We start from the raw sequence: 22,259 nt of genomic DNA, 5'->3' as shown, positions 1-22,259 counted from the left end.
TATGAAAATAACTGAAATGATAGATAAAAATTTAATTGATCTTGATTTAAATATCGATAACAAAACTGATGCTTTAAGCAAAATTGTTCACCTATTAAAAAAAGAAGATAAAATTAAATCAGAAGATAAATTTTTAGCAAAAATTATTGAACGGGAAAGAGAAGGAAGTACTGGTTTTGGAAGAGGAATTGCAGTTCCTCATGGTAAAAGTGAAACAGTAAATGAATTATCTTTAGCCATTGTTAGATTAAATAAAGGTATTGAATATCACAGCATGGATGGTAGAAAAGTTAATTTAATATTCATGGTAGCAGATTACCAAGGATATTCGCCTGAATATTTAAAGCTAGTATCTAAACTTGTAAGCTGGTTGAGAGACAATGAATTTAGAGAAGATCTACTTTCTGCAGAAAATAAATCTGAATTCTTTGAACTTTTTCGAAAAAAAGAAGAAAGTTTATAAAAAATTATTTAAATTACTTTCAACAAACTCTTTGACCCATTCAGATCGAAGTTCCCAAATTGCTGCCCCTTTTTTCTCAGAATTAAAACCATCATTTTTGCCTTCGAAAAGCTTTTTCCAGCTTTTTTTAATTTTATTTTTTAAAACTGGATAATGTGGTGAAAGAATAATCTCTGAATCATCATTAATCCCATACTTTTCCAAAGTTTCTTTATGTTTTTTTAAATCTTCCTGGTCATCAGCAATGTAACTAAGATTTAAGATTTTATTCCACTTCTTTTTATCAAAAAAAACAACTTTATTTTGCGGAACTTTCAGTTTGATCAAAACTCCCTTACCGCCACTTAAGGCAGTCTGGGGATCAGCTGCAGCCCAAAATGGATATTCAGCATCTTTAGGTTTTTCAACTATTTTTTTAGCTTCTTTAACAAAAAAATTATATGCCGTTAAGAATATTTTAGCTTCTGAACCATATTTTTGTTCAATATAACTTTTTTTTACTGTCAACCGCTGCTGCTTAACAAGTAAATCTTTGACTTTTTTACTCTGCTGAGTCCAAATCTCAATTTTTGTACTCATAATCAACCACCCACTCCTCTTTCAGTTCCCAACTTACTGCAACTTTCTGATCTGAAAGCTCAATCTCTGGGTCAAATAGTCTTTTCCAACTTGAAGTCATTTCTCTTTTCAACCTTGGATAAAAATCCTGAAGATAAATATCAGATTCAACATTAATATTATACTTTTCAAGTTTTTGCTTAAATCTTTTTCTGTCCTCTCTATTTTTTGGTAGATAGAGATAATTAACAATATAATCCCATTTCATCATATCAAAGATCATTATTTGATCTCTTGGGATCTCAAGTTCAAAAAAGACCATTCCCTCAGCTTCGGGAAGTTTAAGTTCTTCCTCTACGCTAAGCCAAATAGGATATTTCAATTCTTCTGAAATTTCCATTCTTTTAGCGGCTTCATTTCTCAGCCATCTATAGACATCAAGATAAATATCGGCACAATCATCAAGTTTTTTTCTGATATATCTTTCCTTGACTCGATAAACTCCTTTTTCTTTAAGTGTTTTTAGTACATTTTTATGTTGTCTGGTCCAAACTTTAACTTTAGAATCACTATTATTATGAAGAACTTTATCCATAATTTGACCCTCCTCGGTGCAAGCCCACGAGGTTTGCGAGCAGACTTTCACTCTATCACCCCGAGTCCATTTTTGGATAATCTTAATTATATAGTACTCTTTTATCTCCATTCTTTTTAACTAATCTGTCCTTTTCAAATTTCTTTAGTAGTGCCAGGGCATATTTTCTGCTGCTTTCAATTAAATCTCTAAATTCTCCAAGTTCAATCTCATAATTTTTATTTAAATAGTCTTCTAATAATTTTCGGGATCTTTCTACAGCATCCTTATGAATAAGTATTTCATTGTTTAATCTGATTATAGTCTGCTCAGAAATCAAATAATTAATTATTGAATTAAATTTTTTTTCTTCCTGCTTAGCTATCTTTAATTTATCTTTAAGTTCTGATAAAGCTGGCGGATAATATAAATCATTTAGGAATTCATCAATAATTTTATTTTTTATTTCTTTTTCTTTTTCAGTAAAAGAAATTGTAAAATCAAAAAGAGCTACAGCATTTTCTTTCTCTTTGATTAAATTTTTGTCTGTTAAAATTTTAATTATTGTATTAAATTCCTGATTGTCAAAATTAAATTTAATTTTTGATCTTAATTCTTCTTTACTAATCCCTGTTTCCAGGTGATTATTCTGATGATAAGAAGCTATACAGTCAATTATTTGTTCTTTTACTTCTTTAAATTTATCTATATGAATCCACAAACTATTATTACCCTTTTTTAAACGAAGGATTTTTTTATCTTCTTTTAGATCTTGCAAAATATTAATTAATTCATCTTCCTGCAGTGATGATTTTTTAAGTAAATATTTTATAGAAGCAGATTCAAATTTTTTAGAATTAATAAATATTTCTATTCTTTTTTTCCAATCACCATTTTCTATTTTTTTAAGCAGCTCAATTACCTGATTCTCATTTCTTTTTCTTGGAGGTGGATCAACAATTATAACTTTCCCGCCACCTATTAAATTCATTGGAGAATATCGCCTAATAACAAATTTCTCACCTAAATAAGCCGCAATCTCTTCTTCTAAGCTAAACTGCACATAAGCTTCTTCCCCAGGAAAAAGCTCTTTTTTATCATAAAGATAAACCCTACCAATAATTTCTTTAGATCCGATATGAAATCTAATTTGATCACCATTTTTTAAAACAAAGCTTAAATCTTTTAACATCTTTAAATTTGCCTCAAAATATTTTGTTTTAAATAGAGAATCAACTTTGGCCAGAACATCACCTCTCTGCAGCTCGTCTTTATCAATACCCGAAAGATTAATACCTACTCTCTGACCAGGATATACTTTCTGAACCTGATTGTTATGAACCTGTAAACTTCTAACCCGTAATTTTTTAGACTCTGGATAAAGCTCAAGTTCGTCCTCAACCTCGATGACTCCTCGAAAAAGAGTTCCGGTTACTATTGTTCCAAATCCCTTAAGAGTAAAAACTCTATCAATTGGAAAGTAGGTATTACTTTCAGTTTCTTTACCACTAATTTTATCAACTATATTGTTAATTTCAGTCTTTAAATCAGCTATTCCTTTTTTTTCTACTGCAGAAACAGGAATAATTGCTGCATCTTCTAAAAATGAACCTGCTAGTTTTTCACGTGTATCTTCGATAACAAGTTTTTTCCATTCCTCATCTACCTTATCAGTTTTAGTTAAAGCCACAACACCATGTTTTACATCAAGCAAATCAAGAATTGCAAGATGTTCTTTAGATTGAGGCATCATACCTTCATCTGCAGCAACAACTAAAAGTGCCAAATCAACACCAGCCGCTCCCGCCAGCATATTTTTTATAAATTTTTCATGTCCTGGTACATCAATAATACCTACCTGATTCTGATTTGAAAGTTCAAAAGAAGTAAAACCAAGCTCAATTGAAATTCCACGTTCTTTTTCCTGTTTTAATCGATCTGTATCTGCACCGGTAAGGGCCTTAATTAAAGTTGTTTTCCCATGGTCAATGTGACCTGCTGTGCCAATAATAATATTTTTTTCGCTCATCAAAGTTCCTCCCTCAGCACCTGATTGATCTCTCCAGCTAATAGTTCGATTTCACTTTCCTGTACAGTTTTAAGATCAATTATTAATTTCTGATTTTTAATTCTACTAAAAATAGGCATCTCAGTCTGTCTCAATTTATAAGCCATTTTTTCTGAAGAAATTAATTTCGATTCAATTGTCAAAACATAAGTTTTTATTTCAGTTAGAGGATAACTACCCCCACCTATTCGAGCTGTATCTTTTTCAATTTCAAGAATAAACTTATCATTTTTATCTATGTAAGAAAGAAGTTTTTCAGCCCTCTTTTTAACTTTTAGATCTGTTTCTGTCAGCATTTTAAGAGTTGGTATTTTATCTACAGCTTCATCAAAGTTACGATAAAGTTTAAGCGTAGCTTCCAGTGCTGCTAGAGTAAACTTATCAACTCTCAAAGCTCTTAATAAAGGATGGTATTCTAATTTTTCAATATATTTTTTCTTGCCGACAATTATTCCAGCCTGAGGTCCACCAAGCAATTTATCTCCACTAAAGGTTACTAAATCAATACCTGCATCTATACTTTCTTTAACTGTAGGTTCATACGGAAGCCCATAAGACTGTAGATCGAAAATTATACCACTGCCTAAATCTTCTATAACTGGAATATCTCTTTGATGAGCATCATTAACCAGCTCTTCTGCATCAACAGTCGCTGTAAAGCCTTTAATTCTATAATTGCTGGTATGAACTTTTAAAAAAGCTCCTGTTTCTTCAGTAACTGCATTCAAATAATCTTTTAGATAAACTTTATTGGTTGAACCAACTTCTACTAATTTTGCTCCACTTTGTTCCATAACCTCTGGAACTCTAAATGAACCTCCAATTTCAACAAGTTCGCCGCGAGAAATTACAACCTCTTTATCTTCAGCTATTGCAGCTAAAACTAATGTAACTGCTGCTGCGTTATTATTTACTACCAGAGCAGCTTCGGCTCCAGTTAGTTTTTTAATTATATTTTGAACTGAAGAATAGCGGTCACCCCGTTCACCACTATCTTTATCAATTTCTAAAGTTGAATAATGTTTGGCCACATTATTAACAGCTTCTGCCGCACTGTCAGCAAGCAGTGATCGACCAAGATTGGTATGTATAACAACACCTGTAGCATTGATAGCCGATGACATTTCAGGCTGGTAGATATTTTTTAAATAATTATTTACCGAATCTAAAATATTATCTGTTTTTAATAAATCCTGGTCAAAATTAGTCTGCGAAAAATCATCAGCTAAAATTTTACTCCGCAATTTATCAGTTACATATCTTATTCCTTCTAATAAATCATTTCTAGAATATTCATTCTTTATTTTTTCTGATTTTTTTTCAGCTAATATATCATTTACAGCAGGTATTGACTTTAATAGTTCTTGTTTCCCCATGGATTCTTCCCCCTAAGATTAATAGCCTTATCACTTAAAAATGATTAAAAAAAATACACCTACCAAGATTATATAATCTAAATAGATGCCTAAAAATTTAAATATTTATATGGCGGGAATGTGTGGGAATCGAACCCACCGCAGACAGGTCCGCCTGCCTGCCGCTGGATTTGAAGTCCAGGATGTTCACCTTGAACATAAACACTCCCATATATCTTATGATCAATATAATTATAGCATTATGTTATTTATTTTACAAGCTTTATTTTGTAAAATTAAGGCTGCTATTTTCTTTAACTGTAACAATCATCGCTGAAATAATTACTATCATAATTCCAATTGTTTTTTTATAAGTAATAGTTGAATTCAATAAAAAATATGAAGCAACAAGAGTTATTATCGGCATTGTATTCATATACAATGAAGGTAAAGCAACTCCCAAATTTTTTATGCTCAAATTATACAGTAAATAGCCCAAAGCTGTTGCAATTAGACTTACAAATATTATATTTGAAATTATTAAAATAAAATCGTTAGAATTTAAAACAACTATTAAATCACTCATATCTTTAAAAGCAAAAACAGCCGTTATTAAGGAACCAAAAATACACTGATAAGCCAAAACTAAAATGCCATTATATTTTTCTAACAAATATTCTACTTTTATAGTATAGATTATCCAAGAGATCACTCCTAAAAGCATCAATAGAAAACCTTTAGCAGTAGCAAAAATATTAATAACCCCTTTTACATCTATAACTAAACAAACTCCAAAAATTGAAAGTAAAAATAAAAATACAGTTATTTTTTTAGCTTTTGTTTTATTAATAATACAATCAAATAATAAGGTTAAAATAGGAATTATTGAACAAATTAAAGAAGCTAAAGCTGGAGAAATATACTGCAGAGAGCTGGTAAAAAAATAATAATAAAGACTCATGCCAAATAAAGCAGAAATAAACAACTTTAATAAATCTGGTTTATTATTAACAAGAACATTCTTCTTTTTAATGATGAGAAATAAAAATAGAAATATTCCAGCTAAGCCAAATCTCAAAAAGACAATTAACATTGTAGGCAGAAACTTAGTTAATATTTTCATAGAAATAAAGTTTAAGGCAAATATTGAAGTCCCCATAAAAGCACATAGATTCCAAATAAACATTTTTATCACACTTCTAATTATAGTTTGAATTGATCTACAATGGCTGATAAATATTATTAAGAGCCTATCCCATCATTTTGGGGAATAGGCTCTTTTATATTCAGTTTTATTAATAATTATTAATAAAACTTAGCAAAATCACTTTTTAAGAATGATTTACTCAATAAAACCTGCCTTTTTTAGCTCTGCTCTTGCTTTTTCTTCATCTGCTTCAGCAATTAAGATTACTGGTCCTGTACATCCCATTCCTGTTTCTGCATATATATCTTTTTTCCAGAGACTTTCTTTGGCAGCCTCTATTTCTAGAATATCAATACCTGATATCTCTTCATCAGTTACTTTTTTGCTTGGTTCTTTTACTGCTTCAGCTTCTGCCGCTGAACTGCTGCTCTTAAGTTCAGATATTATATCTTTTAAACCAGCATTATTAGCTGCTTTAAGCTCAGCTTTAGTAATCTCTAATAAATTACCCTTACTTACTTCTGCCATAAATTTAATCGCATTAGCAATTACTGGGGCTCCAGAAGCACGTGAGATAATTCCGATTAATTTATCAAAATTGTCTCCAACTCCAGGACCATAACCATAACCAACTGCTTCGTACTGTCCACCTGTATTAAAGGCAGAAAATACTTTCATCAGCATATTCCCGGTTAGAGTATCGGTTACCATTACATCGGGTACTCCTAAAAGCAGATCATTTCCTCTCATCACAGAACCACCATCTGCTCTTACAGAAGTTGCAAATTCAAACTCATAACCATTTTCTTTTAACTTCTGCAGATTTTTTTCTACAAGTCTTGCTCCTTCTACATTTAAAATCCCTACTGTTGGTTTTTCAATCCCTAAAGATTTTGCAGCTGCTATCCCATAAATAGTATTTTTAAGCATTGAGGGAACTCGATTTGTATCAGTAGTTCCTGTAGTAGTAGCAATCAACATCTCTTTTCCCTGACCAGGAGTTACAACTCTACCTACTGTTGATACACCTAAAGGAAAACTATAATGCAAGGTAACTGCAGCATCCAGCTCATTATTATCTAATTTTTGATCCATTATAGAATGTGCATCTGCCAGACAGCTGCATTTTTCTTCCTCACAGCCAATTAAGTCTACCTCTAAATCATTATAATTATTTTCAGCGATTTCTGCAGCCTTTTTTAGTTCATCAACTCCATGTTCACTATCAAGTAAAGTCAGGCCAATTTTCTTTTTATCACCAAACTCACCTGATTCAATAGCTGCTGCAACCTCATTAAACACTCCGGCAACTCTTTTCTTTACATTTTCTGTCATTTTATCCACCTCACTCGGTTTCGCCGAGAAGATTATCTGCCATCTGGCGCATAGCACCGGCGATCATATTTTTGATTTCTTTATCACTTACACTGTTTTCTTCCTTTTTTGCTCCCGAATTCTTTTCAATTACAAAAGAAACTCCATCAAACTGGTTAGTCATTCTACCTAAGAAAAGACTTCCTTTACCAATAATCATTGCTTTTTCAATCTGGCCAGCCTTCATCATTTTGGCTGCTGGTCCAACGAATGGAACTCCTGAGGGGATATGGCCCTGAGTTGGCGCAAATCCTGGCATTCCGTGTTCTTTAACAAAGCTCATCAGTTCTTTTCTTTCTAAATCACCGCGTTTAACTCCTAAAGCAGCAATCATTTTGTAATTAGATTCTGGAACATCTCCTGCACCAGCAGGTTTTGTAACTTCTGGATTCTGCATTTCTACAGAATATTTATCGATATCTTTAATATTTAAATCATTTTCATCTAAAGGATCAGTTACCAAAGAACTAATTACGGCCTGTGGTGAAGATCCTGTTCCAACTTTATGACGACCGATAATATCAGTTCTAATAACTGGACTGGCTCCATCATTTTTAGAGATTAAGATTGCAAATCCACCTAGAGTATCTTCTAAAACAGGCATCTCTTTTTTGATGTGATCTTTACCGTTCATCCCTAGTTTTGCTACAGATCCACCGGCTGCAACTACAACATTATCATAAATTCCTGACTGAACTAAAGCAGCCGCATTAACAACAGCATGAGCAGGTGCTGCACAGAAACTTCTAACATCTGAACCATTAGCATTTTCACAGCCTGCCATTTCTGCTATAGCTTTAGCAAAGTTGCCTCCACCACGCTGATTAATATCTCCACATGCCTCTTCAGAACATTCAAGTACATAATCAACATCATTTAAGTCAATATCGTTTTTTGCAGCTAGATTTTTCACTGATAAAACTGCAGATGCTTTAGCGACTAAGTTCTCTAAAATAGTATGTGCATTAAGGTTGACATCACTTTCATGAGCTCTTTTTACACAGCCAACCAATTTATTATCTAAATAAAGTGGTTCTGCATGATTTTCTAATAGAGCTTCTAACTCAGAGACATCTTCGCCTTCACCCAGTTCAATCTCCATTTCTTTTAAAATAGGGTGTTCTGCAAGCTTAGGCTCAATCTCTGCAATAAAGTCTGTGCTTAACTTTACTAAATCAAAAACGTCAACATGTTTGATTAAAGCATAAAACTCATCTTCGGGCATTATTTCACCAAAATCGCCATACCTGCCGCTTTCAACAAAGTTTTCTTTTTCATACCAGGGTGTTTCAATATCTTTTAGCTCATCAGGTAAAATATTACCTATATAAGCCTGATTAGGCGCATAAGAAACCACTTCTGCAAAAGTTCTTAGATAGTCATCCAACTTCTTTAAATACTCATCATCAGGATTTTTAGCTCTGGTTGTTGTCTGGGTAGAGCCGCCCTCCTTTAAGATGTTTGGTGTATGTACTAAAACATAACCTGAACCTTTAATTACTGGAAAATCCATTTTCCCACCTCCACAAAATTTAGAAATACTCTTTAAAATATATTCTTTAATTCTTTTTCAGTTGGCGCAACTAGCTTTTCAGCAACTTTACCATCTTCAAGTTTTAATATTGTTGGTATTTCTTCAATATCATATCGACCAGAAATAAGTCTATTTTTATAAGTATCAATCTTTAAGAACTTATAGCCCTTGTCTTCAAGTTCCATATTTTCTAATTGACTCACCAGATCCATGCTTTCTTGATCGGTAACACTCCAGAAAGCTACTAAAGCTGGTTTATCAGCCTCAACAACATGATTCTGCCAGTATTCTTCTTCTTCAATATAGCCCTGAGCCATTACAGCTGCAGTCGCTCCATCACCAGCTGCTGTTATTACCTGACGTACAACTTTATTTCTCACATCACCAACTGCATAAACTCCCGGTTGGTTTGTTTCCATCTGTTTTGTTGTTTCAACATAACCATGCTCTGTTAAATCAACAACACCTTCTAAAAAGTCAGTGCTGGGAACTCTTCCTACAAAAAAGAAGACGCCTGAACAGTCAAGCTCAGATTTTTCACCATTTTTAATATTTTTAACAACAGCCTTTTCTACCAGTCCATCCCCCTTGATTTCTTCTAGAACAGAATTCCAGACAAAATCAATTTTTTCATTTTCCATTGCTTTTTCCTGCAGAATCTTTTCAGCATCCATTACACCTTCATCATGAATGACTATCATTGTAATCTTGTTGACAAATTTACTCAGATAAATTGATTCTTCAACAGCTGAGTTTCCATTACCAACTACAACTATATCTAAATCTGTAAAAAGATCTGCATCACAGGTTGCACAGTAAGATACTCCCTTACCTTTAAATTCTTCTTCACCTTTAATTCCTAACTTTCTGGGTTCAGCACCTGTAGCAATTACAACACTTTTTGTTTTGTACTCTTCGCCCTTTTTACATTTTACTACTTTTTCGAAACCATTAACTTCTAGAGATTTAACTTCCCCCCGCTTAAATTCAGTACCAAATTTTTCGGCATGACTGCGGAAGTTTTCCATCAATTCAGAAGCAGTGGTTTCTGGTACTCCAGGATAATTTTCCATATCATGATAAGTACTTGGCTGACCGCCAGTTTTTCTCTTGGCTTCTAAAACTAAGGTGTTTAGTCTGGAACGAGAACCATAAATTGCTGAGGCCATTCCAGCTGGTCCACCACCAAGTACAATCAGATCATATTCTTGACTCATATTTTTCCTCCTATGGATATTTTTATTTATTAGAATTAAAAGATACAGGCATAGAGCTATGCCTGTATCATCTTTATATTATTTAGCTATTCTTCATTAACAGAAAAAACTGTCTGCTCATCAATATCAGTCTGCAGAGCATCTAATGCTTTTTCCACAATATCTCTTCTTAATTTTTTTTCTTCTTTTTTGCCTAAATCAGGATCCCCTAGAGGATATGGAATGGCAATAGCTGGAACAATTCGATTTGCTCCTACTGTCATTGAAATTGGAACTACTGTTGCCACATGAACAACTGGAATACCAGATCTTTCAATTTCTTTCACCATTGTTGCACCGCAACGTGTACAGGTACCTCAAGTAGAAGTTAATATAACTGCCTGAACCCCATCAGCAAGTAAATTTTCCGCGATCTCCTGTGCATATGCTTTTGCATTTGCAACAGATGTACCATTACCTACTGTTGTATAAAATTTATTGTGAAGTTCACCAATTACTCCTTCTTTTTCAAGATCTCTTATAACATCTACAGGAAGAACACGATCGGAATCTTTATTTGCACATACTGGATCATATCCACCATGAGCAGTTTCATAGCTAGCTTCATCAAGATCCATTACACCTTCCAAGCTGTACTCTCCATATTTTGAAGCACTGGAAGATTCAATATGATCTGGATTTCCTTTAGGAACAATACCTCCTGAAGTAACAAGAGCAACCTTGGTCTCAGTCATGTTACTAATTGGATCAACTGGATCTACTCTGTCAAAAACAGGCATTGGATATTCAGTTTCAAATTCTTTCCCATCCAGTTTTTTTACAAGCATTTTAATAGCTCTAGCTGCTCCTCTTTCTTCAGCAAAAATATTTTTTCTGACTCCTCGAGACATATATCCCTCTTCTTCAGGACTGCCTAATTCACCATTTTTTTCAATATAGCTCTTAACAATTTTTATCATGTCAGGAAGTGCAGATCTCATTCCCGCTGCAGAATCAGGAGTTTCAACAAAATATGCATACTGTTTAAACATTTCATAACCAGGATTTTCTGGATAAATACCAGAAACTACATCTATCCCTAATTCAGTTTTAGCAATCTCAGCAACTGTTCCACAGGCTACACCATATCTACCTGCATTAAAGGCAGGTCCTGCGATTAATAAATCCGGTTTTATTTCTTCTAACATTTCTTTTATTTCACTTTTGCTTTCTTCAAGATTTTCATTAAAAAATGTGTCACCACAAATAATTGTATTCACAATTTCTGCATCTTCACCTAAGGAATTATTTAAAGCAGTTCCGGGACCTATAGATCCTTCTTCTATACGTGGTGGAATATCTGCTTTGTCTTCTCCCCCAATCTGTCCAAAAAACTGATTTAAATAATGAACAATTTTAAGTTTATTACTCATGTCTGCCCCCTTTCTTAAGGGTTGTTTATTTTAAATCCTTAAAGTTTATATTTTGAATACTTGTCTCTATAAGTTTTTACTTCTTCTGTAATAGCATCAACATCTATTACCATTTCCATCATACTAATCTGATCTTCGTATACTTCTGCGTCAACTTCACTCTTTATTTCTTCTTCAACTATATGATAACACGCGAGTCCCAACGGAACTCCTGCTAATGGTCCTGCGAAAGTTGGATCTCCATTTGTTACTGTTTCACAAGCTAATCCAGAAGCTTCTGCTTCTGCACCACCTAAGATAACAACGAGATTTTCCGCACCTTCTTTTTCAGCAAGATCTTTTATTCTCTGCTGATTTTCTAAGTCCATAGCTCCTGCGCTTGTTCAGACAAAACACTCAGTTGTCGTAAAAACCACTTCAGCACCAGTTGTCTCAATACATTCTTCAATCGCTGGTCCTGGAATTCCATCTCTATCGCCTAAAATGGCAATTTTTTTCCCTTTAAGCATTATCTTACACCTCCATATTTTTTTAAGAATATTATCATTATTTTAATTTTTTTAATAAGTTTTAGCTGTTAAATTATGAAATCCTAATTCATTTGTTGAACCAGTAATAGCCTGAATCTCAACTGAAATAGAACCATCATCTTCAAGGCTTCCATCAAACCCCCCAGCAATTACATCTGCAAAATTCTGATGCCCAATAACTTTTTCCATTGGAGGCAGAGTTATTACTTCATTTGCATTTCCTGCAGTTACAACAGCATCTGCCGAAGGATCTGCATCTGCAAGTGACTGAGAAGCTCCATCCCGTCCTGCATATTCATCAGTTAAAAGTACAGTTTCAATACCTTTTGCAGCCAGCTTTTTACTGTTCATAATCAAATCTGCATCAGGATTTCCAAAACCTTCTTCAGAAACAACTGCGGCATCTAAACTCAACATTTCTGCTAATTTTGCAGTGAAATTTGATGATCTTTCTTTATCTGCCAGGGTAACATTTTCATTTGTGATAATAACTCCCATAAAATTATATTTTTCTCCATGATACTTATAGAGTTCCTCAATTACAGGATTATTTTGATGTACATAAGTTGCATTTTTATCACAAGCAGATACACAGTTACCACTCAATATCGCACCATCCATTATTTCTGTTGGAGACATTAACGTTGGAATTATTTCTTTTGCATCAACACCATAAACATAGGTATCATGCAGTAAACCCTGACTCTGAAGCATATACACATAGCCTACTTTAGGAAGATCTGGATATTCAGCAGCAGCTTCTAAAAATGGTTTATGTTCATAAGTTTCTAACTCATCAGGTTCAATATCCTTAGCAGCTTTTCCTAAATAACTGGCAGTTTTAAGTCCAACCATTCTTAGAATTTCTTCGTGTTCATGCTGTTTAATATCTTCTTTTACATCACAATCAACAACTAGATTATGAAATTTAGAAAACGGAGTGTACTCTGATCCTGGACCAGTCATATCAATAATACCTTCCTGAAACCCAACAATTTCACCTGTTGTTACAACTGCAGCACCCTTAAGCACATGGGTACGACCTGAGCCAACCATTTCTTCACTGCTGATAAAGCCAGGGAATACGCCACCTGGTCCTTCAACTTTAACTCTTGGCTCAATAACATCTTTTACAGGGATAATTCTTACACTATCACCCGGGTGAACTATATCTAAATTAATATTAGTTATTCTGCTGTCTTCACCTATAATTTCCAAAAGTTCCTCTTGATTAATATAAAGTGTGGAGTCAGAAACTTTAGTTTCAGCAGCAAATTGAATATCTTCAATTTTGATTTTACCTAATTCTAATTGCATTATTTCACCTCCTTTTACTGATTAAATCATTTCATTCAAAGTATTTTCAATATCTTCAATTTCTAAATCTTCACCAGAAAGATGTTCAACTTTCTCGCCGTCTTTATAAAATACTATTGAAGGTAAGCCAAGTACTTTTTGACCAATAGCAAGCCTTCTATTCCCCTTAATATCTAACTTAGCAAATTTAGCACTATCTGAATAATTTTCAGCTAACTCTTTAACATCAGGCATAATTTCTAAACAGCGATCACAGCTTTCACTCCAGAAATCAACAACAACAAGACCCTCACTTTTTGTTACTTCTTTTTCAAAATTATCTTTTGTTAATTCTAACATAATTTACCTCCTTTCTAATTTTAAATTTAATTCTTCAGGGCAGAGTTTATTAATGTCAGATCAATGACCTGATAATCATCTTTTATTTTTTGCGAATATTCCCTCTTTTTATGATTTTTACTGAACTGATTTAATTTTTGAATAGCATTTTCTATAGTATTTAAACTATAAAAATCTAATTTATTTGACGGAGCTAAAATAATACTCCGGTAGGGATTCTGAGCCGGTTTAACACTCCCTGCCAGTGGATGAGATACTAATTTCCAATTTTGATGTACTAAATTCCTACTTTTACTATAAACATCAGAGAGATTATTTACAAAATCAATTTTTAAATCTTGAAATTCTTTTTTTACCCTGGGATTATTGGTAATAATAACTTGATCTTTCATAAACTCCTCCTTTTGGGAACAAAAAAAACAGAGCAGCAATGGAGTAATCAACCCATTACTGCTCTGTCCGTAAACCTGAGAGATTATCTGTATAAAACAGACTGCTCCGTCGGTGTTTTTGAAATAACAAACTTTCCAGAGTTATGTCCAGATACGGTCCTTTTACCTGAGAGTTTCAATTTCTATTTTGAGCAAATAAAAATTTTACTCCTTCGGTGGCATAATATTATGCTCTCTCCTGTATCCTTCAACCATAATATTCTATTTTCATAAAATTATTTTTTTCACAATCAATTGCAACTATTATTATACCGAAAGAAAATTGTTTTGTCAATTTATTTTTCAGAAATTTTTATAATATTAAGTTTTTATTAGTTCCAATTTATTTTAATACCTTTTTCACCTTTTTTAGCTTTTGCAATCACAGCAGCTTCAATATCTTCAGTATAAAGATCAATTAGTAAATCGGCAGCATCCTCTTCCGCCACTGAAATTAAAAGCCCACCTGAAGTCTGGGGATCATACATTAAATCATAAAGTGTCTGATCTCTTTCACCACTTTCAGCTACAAATTCCTGATAATTATCTCTATTCTTATAAGCACCAGCTGGCAGCAGGCCAAATTCACTAAATTCTCTTGCATCTGCAAAAACAGGGATTTCTTCAGCATCAATTTGAATTTCTAAACTGCTGTTTTCAGACATTTCAAGTAAATGTCCAATCAAGCCAAAACCGGTTACATCTGTACAGGCATTGATCTGATAATGATCAAAATAGTTTAAAGCTCTGTTATTTAAAGTTAACATCGACTTTACTGCTGGATTATTTTCAGCATCTTCTATAAAGCCACCTTTAAGTGCAGAAATCATAACACCTGTTCCCAGTGGTTTCGTTAAGAGAATAAGGTCCCCTTCTTTAATGCCAGAGTTACTGAGCAAATCATCTGGGTGAACTATTCCTGTTACAGAAAGCCCATATTTAGGTTCTTCATCTACTACAGTGTGACCACCACATAAATTGGCTCCTGCTTCTTTTACCTTATCAGCACCACCCTGCAGAATACGCGAAAGAATTTCTCCCTCTAAACAGGAAGGAAAACCTACAATATTCATTGCTAAAATGGGCTGACCCCCCATCGCATATACATCACTTAAAGCATTTGCAGCAGCAATCTGACCAAATAAATAAGGGTCGTCTACAACTGGTGTGAAAAAATCAAGAGTCTGAATCAAAGCAATATCATCAGTTAAACTATAAACAGCCGCATCATCTGCTTTATCTAAACCAATCAGTAATTTTTCCGGATCAGCAGGAAAATCAACGTGACGCAGAACCTGCGCCAGAGCCCTAGGGCCCATCTTAGCTGCTCAACCAGAAGTTTTACTGTAATCAGTTAATTTTATTTTTTCCATTTTAACACCAACTTTCTAATTGTAAATCTAATAATTTATCTCAAAAAAATTAAACCTTGTCCAAGCTTAAATTGTAACAACATCTCCGCGGTTCAAATTATCAGCAATTTCAAACATATTACTTATATCTCCTACTCCCACTTCTTCCTGTAGTTCATAATAATCAACACAGGTTCCGCAAAGAAGAATTTCAACTCCCTGCTCTTCAAGTTCTTTTAAATAAAAAATAATATCTTCTTTTGTCGCTAATTTAACTCCAGAATTAAGGAAAATAATTTTTTCAGGTAGGGGGTCTAATTCTTTGATAGTAGAAATAAAACCTTTAATTAAGATTTGCCCCAATTCGCGCTCTCCATCTCCCATAGTATCTGATGGAATTAAATAAATTTTAGCTCCACTAGTTTCTGATTCTGAGTCAGCGTTTTCGCTGTCAGTACTTTTAGTTTTTTTAAACATGACTCTAAATTCAGTTTCAGATTCTTCGACAACTGAAACTTCTGCTCCCATTTTCTTGCCTAATTTAGTTAAGTTGGAAGCAGCAGTCTGATTATCAACAATTATTAGCACTTCTTGATTAGAAGTTATAGCCTTTTTAGCAAGTACAACTGGTTTGGGACAGGCTAAACCTTTAGCATCAATTTCTTTCATTATCAATTCCTCCAATTTTTAAATTAATTACAATCTCAAATTTCACTCTTTATATTCTATCTCTAATTCTTTACATATTTTTTCAGCAGCTACATAGGCCATCTCACCCGTGAAATCAACACATTGTTTAATATGATCTTTAGAGCCAAGCTTGTAATCTTTAGTTAAAACTCTGCAGCAGAGAGAACCATGTTCTTCTCTAAAATAATCATGTAATTCAGCTGACAGCTCCATCGTTTTATTTACTTTATTACTTCCCGCCTGCCTTCTGCCAAAAAAATAACCAAGCATCATCTGAGCTCCAATAACTGCTCCACAACTGCAGCCAGAATTACCCATGCCAACAGGAAACGCAGAAGCCATAGCTATTACATCATCGGGAAGATCAAGATCAAATTCTTCAATAAAAGTTTTAATTATCGATTCCGAACAGTAAAAATCACCGTTTTGATAATAGTTTTCTGCTTTTTCTTTGATACTGCTGAGATCAATTATATCATCTTCAAAATTTTTCTGCATCTCGCTGTAATCTGGGCCAAAAATGATTGATTTTAATTTGTTTATCATCCTAACATCCCTCTATTCTAAGATTATATGACTACTTTATTGATTTTATCAGTGATAAGATTTAATTTCAATTTTGTCTAACTATTTTTAGATCTTAATTTTGTCTAAAAGAATAAATAAAGTGGAGCAAAAAAACTAAAAACATCGTCAGTGTAAGATAGGGCAGGCCTAAAATATTGATCTGGTGATATTTAAATAAAAGATATAAAAGCAAAACATTCCAGAAGAAAGAACTAATATAGCTAAGTAAATTTTTAGTTTGAAGTAATTTATAAACAAGAAATATAAAAGTTAAAACCAATAAAATTTGCAGTAGTTTCAAATTAAAATTACTGAAAAGTGTCTTTTCCAATCTATAACTTCTGGTTACCAAACTGCGGTTTACTCCCTGATAATTAGCAGCCAGCTTAGTTAAAATTAAACTAGCTGCTACGCAAATATATGCTATAAAAAACAATATTCGTTTTATATTAGATTTCATTTTGACTACTCTTTAATAACTGGCTGCTTATTTTCGCTCCATTCAAACCAGCCTCCATCATAGACTGAAACATTATCCCAACCTAAGGCTAAAGCATAAAACCAAACTTCCGAAGCTCTCCAACCGGTTCCACAATAAAAATTATTATGATTTTCTGGCTTTATTTCCTGGTCCAACCATCTGGACTCCATAAAGGTATAACTAACCATTGTATTATCAGGATTGCGGTAGTCACTCATATCATAAGCATTTTTACCACCATAACCATAAATTGCACCTTTAATTCTGCCGGCTTTTGGAATATAATCATAACCTGTTGTTTCACCCCTAAATTCTTCTGGGCTTCTAACATCTATAAAATCTGCATTTTGATTGTTATAAACTTCTTTTGCTTTTTTTAAGTCAATAATATATTCTGGGTTTTCTGCTTTTTTAGCCCCAAACTCTACTGGCTCGACTTCAACTTTTTTTGTTTTTAGTTCATAACCGGCAGCCTTCCAGGCTGTAAGGTTACCATCTAAGATTCTAACATCGTCAACACCAGCATATTTTAAAATTGAAGCAAGACGAGCTGCAGGTGTGGTATCTGCTACACTATAAACAACTACTGTCTGTTCTTTATTTATCCCGTGTTGACCAAGTGCTTTAATAATTTCTCTATCACTTTTTCTATTCCAGATCGGACCTTCTTCGATTGCATCAGTATTGATATGTATACTCCCAGATATATGTCCTTTCAGATATTCAGCTTCATCTCCCCAGGAAGCTTCTAAGACAAAAACCTGATCAGCTTTAATTTTTTCGTTTAACCAACTTGGTGGGACAAGCATTTCAAAATTTTCCATTTTAGCTAAGTCATTATATTCTTTCAGATCAACTTCGATTTGGGAAGAGTTGTAACCTAATTCATTTAATTTATTTACTAATACTTCTGAATTATCTCCGTAAACATAAAGCTCTTTATCTTGAGCTATCTCAAATCTTTTGAGTTCATCCTTAATTGCCTGATTAGTTTCTAAATTTTTGAGCCACTTTGAAGAAAACAAAACAGCTCCAGGAATATGTCCTCCTGCTTTTCCATCAATCGCCCAACCATTATAGGAATATGGAGATCTAGAATCAATTAATATCATATCATCAGATTCAACTATTTCACCAATTTGAGCTTCCGCTAAAATAGTACCTGATATTAAAAACAATGTTAGAAATACACAAGCAAAAACAAATATTGATTTTTTCATTAAAAACAGCTCCCACTTAAATTATTTATTCAGAAATCTTTTTGAAGTTTTCTCCCTTAATTTGGTATATATCCTCATATTCTATTTGATTATCACTACAAACTTTTTTAACTTTTTCTAAATCTTGTCCACTAATTCTTCCTGATAAACCACAGGAAGAACTAATCTGCCTGGGCACTGGAGTTATTTTTAAATTTATTTCACTACTTTTTAACTCTCGTTCAAATGCTAAAGCCAGATGAGTCGAATAAAAAGTAAATAGTATATTATACTCTTTCAAAATTTTTGCTCCTTTATGATAAATTTAATGTCGTAAAACTAAAAATAATTATAAATTAAAAATTTATTTTTCTAGATTTTCAGTATCTTATTTAATCGATGTTCTTCGAGATTAAAGCTGCCCCAATAGCACCAGCAAATTGAGAATCTGAATAACTAAAAACTTCTGTTTGCAGCTTTTTGCTCAGCTGATTTCTAATAACTTCACTTTGGGCCAAACCACCAGTGAAAAGAACATCTTTCTGGAAAGTTATCTTGCTCAGCAAAATGTTAATTCTATTGATAATCGAATCAATAATACCCCCAGCTATTTCGCTTTTGCTAACTCCATCAGCTAAGAGAGAAATTATTTCTGACTCTGCAAAAACAGCACACATACTGCTAATCTCAGCTTTTTTATCATCTTTAACTAAATTATCCAGGTTATCAATTTGTTCTTCTAGAGAATTAATTGTCATCTCCAAAAATTTTCCTGTTCCAGCAGCACATTTATCATTCATCACGAAATCAATAACCTTACCCTCATCATTTAAAGATATTACTTTGCTGTCCTGACCTCCTATATCAATGATCGTTCTAATCTTATTATTAAGATAATAACCACCCTTACCATGACAGGTTATTTCTGTTACTGTTTTATCAGCAAACTGCTGCGAAACCCGACCATAACCAGTGGCTACTACTCCCTCTATATCTTTGGCTTTTAAGTCATTAGCCTCTAATAAATAATTAAGCGTCTGTTCTCCACTTCTTTGAGGATTCCAGCCTGTAGGTAATAGTTTTTTATCTACAATCTGATCTTTAAAAAGAACTCCTTTACAGCCAACTGAACCAATATCAATACCAATATAATACATTTTGTAGCTCCTTTACAGCATTTCTAAAAATGCAGTTAAGCGAGTTCCTAATTGACCCTTATCTGATTCCGAATAATCGGTTTCAATATTGATATAAGGAGTATTAGATTCTTTCAGCTCGTCTTTAATTCTTTTTGTCTCAACATTATAAGTATGGCAGGCCTGCAAAATCATGTCTACAACTCCATCAACCTGGTACTCTTCTACCAATCTGTTTATTAGCTCCACCCTGTTATCATTAGGACTCATACAGGAACAAGGAGTATTTAAATATTTTTCTGCAATTGCATCGATTGGACTTTTGTCCTGATCTACAGTCTCTTCATTAGGTTTTAAGCCAGTACAGTTTTCCAAACAAACTACTGAACCGCCATTATTTTCAATTGCTTCAATAACTTTTAGTGTAGCAGCACCCATTGGGCAGCCAGTAACTAAAATTCTCGGTGCATTTTCGCTGATTCTTTTTTCTCCCTGATTATACTTAGCTAAAACTTTTTCAGTAATTGCTTTTGTCCTCTTATTTGCAATTTCTTTATCAAAGGTATAGTTAGATCTATTTAAAACTTTAAAAATTTCAGTTCCATAAATCGGAGCAGGATTCAATTTTGCCAGTTCATAAAATTCTTTTAAGGTATTTCTTTCCTCATTTTTGATTTTTATTTCTTTTTCTAAACGCTCTTCAGTAATTTCTGTCTCAAATTTTTCTTCTAATCGTTCTTTTAATAAGACTACTTCATTTTTCCAAAAATCAAAATCAGCTTCCCGCTCAGCTGATTGAGGCAGCTGCATAACATGCACAGGTGTCACTTCATCTAAGTATTCGTACATTTTTTTCTTACCATCACAGGTTGTTTCACCAACAATAATATCTGCAAAATGGAAATAGGGGCATTTATCGGTAATTGCAAAGCCATAACTTGATTTGATCAGCGGACATAAATTTCTGGGCAAATCTTTTTCTGCTTCGTCAATAGTATCATTGCTGGTACTGCAGAGGGTTACCGGAACTGCATCAGCAGCCCTTATCACCTCATAAGGTGTGAAAACACAATAGGTACCTACAACATTTTTTCCTTCATTTTCTACCATATTTTTCATTGCAATGGGACCATGTCCTTCTAACTCTCCATCTAAAACATCAAAAATTTCTTCTATACTCTGCATAAATTATTTTCCTCCAATTTTCTAGTTTAGTGTTTTTTGCTTTTCATAAATAAGTCCAAATAATATTTGAATAATTTCTCGAATTTTAATATTTTTAAAAGTAATCTTCCATTTTTTTAAATACCTCAGCCCAGGACCATCTTTCAACTTTTTCTCTAAACTTTGGCCCATTCAAATCATTTCCACTTCTTAGTCTATCAATCTGGCTTTCAATTCCAGTCTTTAAGCGGTTTTCAAAATCAGGCAGTTCGGATTCAACTGGAATATGTGATTTTTTTAATTCAGGAAGTTCTACATATTCGACAGCTCCAGTCTTATTTATCTGATCTCCCAGCCAGCTTTTAACTCCTTCTAGATCAGTAGTTACTACTTGCAAGCCAGAAGCTAAAGCTTCAATTAATACTAGCGGCAGTCCTTCGTAAAAAGAAGGTAAACAAAAAATATCAGATTTCCTAAAAATCTTCCCTAATTGAGCTTGAGAAACAAGGCCCGGCATTTCAATCGAACAGTCGGCTGCCATTGCTAACTCTTTTATACATTCTGCCTCTTCTCCACTACCCCCACCTACAAGTTTAAGTTCTAAATCAAATTCAGAACTAAGGTTGCTGCAGACATAAATTAGCGATTTAAGTCCTTTAGCATAGCTTAGCTTACCGGCATAAACAATCTGTATTGGCTTTACAATCTGACTGTTATCTGAAGGATAAAAGATATCAGAATCATAACCACTGCCAACGACTGTAATCCTATCAGAATTAATATCATAAAGACGACTTATTTTTTGCTTCTGATCGCTATGGAGTGCAAAAATTGTATCAACCTTTTTACAACCTGCAATAACATAATCAGCAAATTTTTCGGCTTGGTTTAACTGTCTTAATCCAGTTCCATGACAGATAGCTTTAATCGGAATCTCAGTCACTAAATCCGAAAGCAAAGAAGTCAAGATCCAAAGATGATGGACTAGAATCACATCTGGCTTAAACTCTTCTACTGCTTTAATTATCTGTTCTTTGAAAGCCGTTTTCCATTTTTTAAGCATCTCAACTGTTAAATTTTTATACTTTTCACTCCGATATGGCATAACATTACTCATTCCAACTACCGGAAAAGGAATTTTGTCTGTCCCAAATTTAACTGGATAAAACTTCTGTTTATCTATAGCTCCAAGATCAACTTCTTCTAAATTAGCCGGAACTCCACTAATAACTGCTTGTTCATATCCATTTTTAGCTGCTATTTTGACTATATTCTGCAAGAAAATACCGCTGCCTGTTTTTTCAGGCCTTTGAGCTAAAATATGAAGTATCTTTTTCATCTTATCTCACCT

General features: G+C 33.4%; 23 protein-coding genes, 1 tRNA gene and 2 riboswitches. Of the genes, 1 reads left to right on the top strand and 23 read right to left on the bottom strand.

Annotation, left to right across the window (positions count from 1 at the left end; translation table 11 throughout):
* Position 1 precedes the first annotated feature (1 nt).
* Positions 2-463, top strand: a complete 462-nt coding sequence (locus HSACCH_RS07905) for a PTS sugar transporter subunit IIA (RefSeq protein WP_005489051.1) — start codon at positions 2-4, stop codon at positions 461-463.
* Here HSACCH_RS07905 and HSACCH_RS07900 read toward each other — a convergent pair.
* The 23 genes from HSACCH_RS07900 to HSACCH_RS07785 all read right to left on the bottom strand — a co-directional run bounded on the left by HSACCH_RS07900 (position 458) and on the right by HSACCH_RS07785 (position 22,247).
* Complete coding sequence (locus HSACCH_RS07900; RefSeq protein ID WP_040477250.1) at positions 458-1,042, bottom strand: DUF3841 domain-containing protein; 585 nt, start codon at positions 1,040-1,042, stop codon at positions 458-460. The two genes, HSACCH_RS07905 and HSACCH_RS07900, sit on opposite strands and share 6 nt — an antisense overlap.
* Entirely contained in the window at positions 1,026-1,616 is a 591-nt protein-coding gene (locus tag HSACCH_RS07895; protein WP_005489049.1) for a DUF3841 domain-containing protein, read from the bottom strand. Before HSACCH_RS07895 ends, HSACCH_RS07900 begins: the two co-directional genes overlap by 17 nt.
* Before the next feature lie 82 nt (positions 1,617-1,698).
* On the bottom strand, positions 1,699-3,624 hold the full coding sequence (gene selB, locus HSACCH_RS07890; RefSeq protein WP_005489048.1) for a selenocysteine-specific translation elongation factor: 1,926 nt from the start codon (positions 3,622-3,624) through the stop codon (positions 1,699-1,701).
* Positions 3,624-5,039 (bottom strand): L-seryl-tRNA(Sec) selenium transferase, encoded by a 1,416-nt coding sequence (gene selA / locus HSACCH_RS07885; protein ID WP_005489047.1) that lies wholly within the window; start codon positions 5,037-5,039, stop codon positions 3,624-3,626. The genes selB and selA overlap by 1 nt, the downstream gene beginning before the upstream one ends.
* A 110-nt stretch (positions 5,040-5,149) precedes the next feature.
* Positions 5,150-5,248 (bottom strand) — tRNA-Sec (locus HSACCH_RS13870).
* A gap of 53 nt (positions 5,249-5,301) precedes the next feature.
* Entirely contained in the window at positions 5,302-6,204 is a 903-nt protein-coding gene (locus HSACCH_RS07880; protein WP_040477248.1) for a DMT family transporter, read from the bottom strand.
* 156 nt (positions 6,205-6,360) lie between these two features.
* Positions 6,361-7,500, bottom strand: coding sequence for a glycine/sarcosine/betaine reductase complex component C subunit alpha (grdD, locus tag HSACCH_RS07875; RefSeq protein ID WP_005489044.1), 1,140 nt, complete (start codon positions 7,498-7,500; stop codon positions 6,361-6,363).
* A 10-nt stretch (positions 7,501-7,510) separates the two neighbouring features.
* Positions 7,511-9,052, bottom strand: a complete 1,542-nt coding sequence (gene grdC, locus HSACCH_RS07870; RefSeq protein WP_005489043.1) for a glycine/sarcosine/betaine reductase complex component C subunit beta — start codon at positions 9,050-9,052, stop codon at positions 7,511-7,513.
* A 32-nt stretch (positions 9,053-9,084) separates the two neighbouring features.
* Positions 9,085-10,290 carry a thioredoxin-disulfide reductase gene (gene trxB / locus HSACCH_RS07865; RefSeq protein ID WP_005489042.1) on the bottom strand — a complete coding sequence of 402 codons (1,206 nt, stop codon included), beginning with the start codon at positions 10,288-10,290 and terminating at the stop codon, positions 9,085-9,087.
* Positions 10,291-10,376: 86 nt separating this feature from the next.
* Positions 10,377-11,702 carry a glycine reductase complex selenoprotein B gene (grdB, locus tag HSACCH_RS07855; RefSeq protein ID WP_005489038.1) on the bottom strand — a complete coding sequence of 442 codons (1,326 nt, stop codon included), beginning with the start codon at positions 11,700-11,702 and terminating at the stop codon, positions 10,377-10,379.
* Positions 11,703-11,740: 38 nt separating this feature from the next.
* Positions 11,741-12,211 (bottom strand): glycine/sarcosine/betaine reductase complex selenoprotein A, encoded by a 471-nt coding sequence (gene grdA / locus HSACCH_RS07850; RefSeq protein ID WP_005489035.1) that lies wholly within the window; start codon positions 12,209-12,211, stop codon positions 11,741-11,743.
* A 51-nt stretch (positions 12,212-12,262) separates the two neighbouring features.
* Complete coding sequence (locus HSACCH_RS07840; RefSeq protein ID WP_005489034.1) at positions 12,263-13,549, bottom strand: glycine/sarcosine/betaine reductase component B subunit; 1,287 nt, start codon at positions 13,547-13,549, stop codon at positions 12,263-12,265.
* 21 nt (positions 13,550-13,570) lie between these two features.
* Positions 13,571-13,888, bottom strand: coding sequence for a thioredoxin TrxA (gene trxA, locus HSACCH_RS07835; RefSeq protein ID WP_005489032.1), 318 nt, complete (start codon positions 13,886-13,888; stop codon positions 13,571-13,573).
* 26 nt (positions 13,889-13,914) lie between these two features.
* Complete coding sequence (locus tag HSACCH_RS07830) at positions 13,915-14,280, bottom strand: GrdX family protein (RefSeq protein ID WP_005489031.1); 366 nt, start codon at positions 14,278-14,280, stop codon at positions 13,915-13,917.
* A 61-nt stretch (positions 14,281-14,341) separates the two neighbouring features.
* Positions 14,342-14,421: riboswitch (glycine riboswitch) on the bottom strand.
* A gap of 3 nt (positions 14,422-14,424) precedes the next feature.
* A riboswitch (glycine riboswitch) is annotated at positions 14,425-14,531 on the bottom strand.
* A 120-nt stretch (positions 14,532-14,651) separates the two neighbouring features.
* Complete coding sequence (gene selD, locus HSACCH_RS07825) at positions 14,652-15,692, bottom strand: selenide, water dikinase SelD (protein ID WP_005489028.1); 1,041 nt, start codon at positions 15,690-15,692, stop codon at positions 14,652-14,654.
* 66 nt (positions 15,693-15,758) lie between these two features.
* Entirely contained in the window at positions 15,759-16,340 is a 582-nt protein-coding gene (gene yedF, locus HSACCH_RS07820; RefSeq protein WP_005489026.1) for a sulfurtransferase-like selenium metabolism protein YedF, read from the bottom strand.
* A gap of 42 nt (positions 16,341-16,382) precedes the next feature.
* Positions 16,383-16,859, bottom strand: coding sequence for a C-GCAxxG-C-C family protein (locus HSACCH_RS07815; RefSeq protein WP_040477274.1), 477 nt, complete (start codon positions 16,857-16,859; stop codon positions 16,383-16,385).
* A 142-nt stretch (positions 16,860-17,001) separates the two neighbouring features.
* Positions 17,002-17,388, bottom strand: a complete 387-nt coding sequence (locus tag HSACCH_RS13930) for a hypothetical protein (RefSeq protein WP_005489023.1) — start codon at positions 17,386-17,388, stop codon at positions 17,002-17,004.
* 5 nt (positions 17,389-17,393) lie between these two features.
* On the bottom strand, positions 17,394-18,629 hold the full coding sequence (locus HSACCH_RS07805) for a sulfurtransferase (protein WP_005489022.1): 1,236 nt from the start codon (positions 18,627-18,629) through the stop codon (positions 17,394-17,396).
* Between the two features lie 25 nt (positions 18,630-18,654).
* A complete protein-coding gene (locus HSACCH_RS07800) occupies positions 18,655-18,909 on the bottom strand; it encodes a DUF3343 domain-containing protein (RefSeq protein WP_005489020.1) in 255 nt (84 codons plus the stop codon).
* A gap of 91 nt (positions 18,910-19,000) precedes the next feature.
* On the bottom strand, positions 19,001-19,765 hold the full coding sequence (locus HSACCH_RS07795; RefSeq protein WP_005489019.1) for an acyl-CoA dehydratase activase: 765 nt from the start codon (positions 19,763-19,765) through the stop codon (positions 19,001-19,003).
* A 12-nt stretch (positions 19,766-19,777) separates the two neighbouring features.
* Complete coding sequence (locus HSACCH_RS07790) at positions 19,778-20,929, bottom strand: double-cubane-cluster-containing anaerobic reductase (protein ID WP_005489018.1); 1,152 nt, start codon at positions 20,927-20,929, stop codon at positions 19,778-19,780.
* A 94-nt stretch (positions 20,930-21,023) separates the two neighbouring features.
* The gene (locus HSACCH_RS07785; RefSeq protein ID WP_005489017.1) at positions 21,024-22,247 is read right to left on the bottom strand and encodes a glycosyltransferase family 4 protein; all 1,224 of its coding nucleotides are present in this window, start codon (positions 22,245-22,247) and stop codon (positions 21,024-21,026) included.
* Positions 22,248-22,259 lie beyond the last annotated feature (12 nt).

This window comes from Halanaerobium saccharolyticum subsp. saccharolyticum DSM 6643 (genome assembly GCF_000350165.1).
GTDB classification, from domain to species: domain Bacteria; phylum Bacillota; class Halanaerobiia; order Halanaerobiales; family Halanaerobiaceae; genus Halanaerobium; species Halanaerobium saccharolyticum.
Note: the sequence above shows the minus strand (reverse complement) of the source record. Positions and strands in the feature narration are given on the sequence as shown.

Bases quoted from the DNA above. Each gene is read 5' to 3' on its own strand.
- HSACCH_RS07905 (WP_005489051.1), top strand. From the start codon at position 2: ATGAAAATAACTGAAATGATAGATAAAAATTTAATTGATCTTGATTTA.
- HSACCH_RS07900 (WP_040477250.1), bottom strand. From the start codon at position 1,042: ATGAGTACAAAAATTGAGATTTGGACTCAGCAGAGTAAAAAAGTCAAA.
- HSACCH_RS07895 (WP_005489049.1), bottom strand. From the start codon at position 1,616: ATGGATAAAGTTCTTCATAATAATAGTGATTCTAAAGTTAAAGTTTGG.
- selB (WP_005489048.1), bottom strand. From the start codon at position 3,624: ATGAGCGAAAAAAATATTATTATTGGCACAGCAGGTCACATTGACCAT.
- selA (WP_005489047.1), bottom strand. From the start codon at position 5,039: ATGGGGAAACAAGAACTATTAAAGTCAATACCTGCTGTAAATGATATA.
- HSACCH_RS07880 (WP_040477248.1), bottom strand. From the start codon at position 6,204: ATGTTTATTTGGAATCTATGTGCTTTTATGGGGACTTCAATATTTGCC.
- grdD (WP_005489044.1), bottom strand. From the start codon at position 7,500: ATGACAGAAAATGTAAAGAAAAGAGTTGCCGGAGTGTTTAATGAGGTT.
- grdC (WP_005489043.1), bottom strand. From the start codon at position 9,052: ATGGATTTTCCAGTAATTAAAGGTTCAGGTTATGTTTTAGTACATACA.
- trxB (WP_005489042.1), bottom strand. From the start codon at position 10,290: ATGAGTCAAGAATATGATCTGATTGTACTTGGTGGTGGACCAGCTGGA.
- HSACCH_RS07840 (WP_005489034.1), bottom strand. From the start codon at position 13,549: ATGCAATTAGAATTAGGTAAAATCAAAATTGAAGATATTCAATTTGCT.
- trxA (WP_005489032.1), bottom strand. From the start codon at position 13,888: ATGTTAGAATTAACAAAAGATAATTTTGAAAAAGAAGTAACAAAAAGT.
- HSACCH_RS07830 (WP_005489031.1), bottom strand. From the start codon at position 14,280: ATGAAAGATCAAGTTATTATTACCAATAATCCCAGGGTAAAAAAAGAA.
- yedF (WP_005489026.1), bottom strand. From the start codon at position 16,340: ATGAAAGAAATTGATGCTAAAGGTTTAGCCTGTCCCAAACCAGTTGTA.
- HSACCH_RS07815 (WP_040477274.1), bottom strand. From the start codon at position 16,859: ATGCAGAAAAATTTTGAAGATGATATAATTGATCTCAGCAGTATCAAA.
- HSACCH_RS13930 (WP_005489023.1), bottom strand. From the start codon at position 17,388: ATGAAATCTAATATAAAACGAATATTGTTTTTTATAGCATATATTTGC.
- HSACCH_RS07805 (WP_005489022.1), bottom strand. From the start codon at position 18,629: ATGAAAAAATCAATATTTGTTTTTGCTTGTGTATTTCTAACATTGTTT.
- HSACCH_RS07795 (WP_005489019.1), bottom strand. From the start codon at position 19,765: ATGTATTATATTGGTATTGATATTGGTTCAGTTGGCTGTAAAGGAGTT.
- HSACCH_RS07790 (WP_005489018.1), bottom strand. From the start codon at position 20,929: ATGCAGAGTATAGAAGAAATTTTTGATGTTTTAGATGGAGAGTTAGAA.
- HSACCH_RS07785 (WP_005489017.1), bottom strand. From the start codon at position 22,247: ATGAAAAAGATACTTCATATTTTAGCTCAAAGGCCTGAAAAAACAGGC.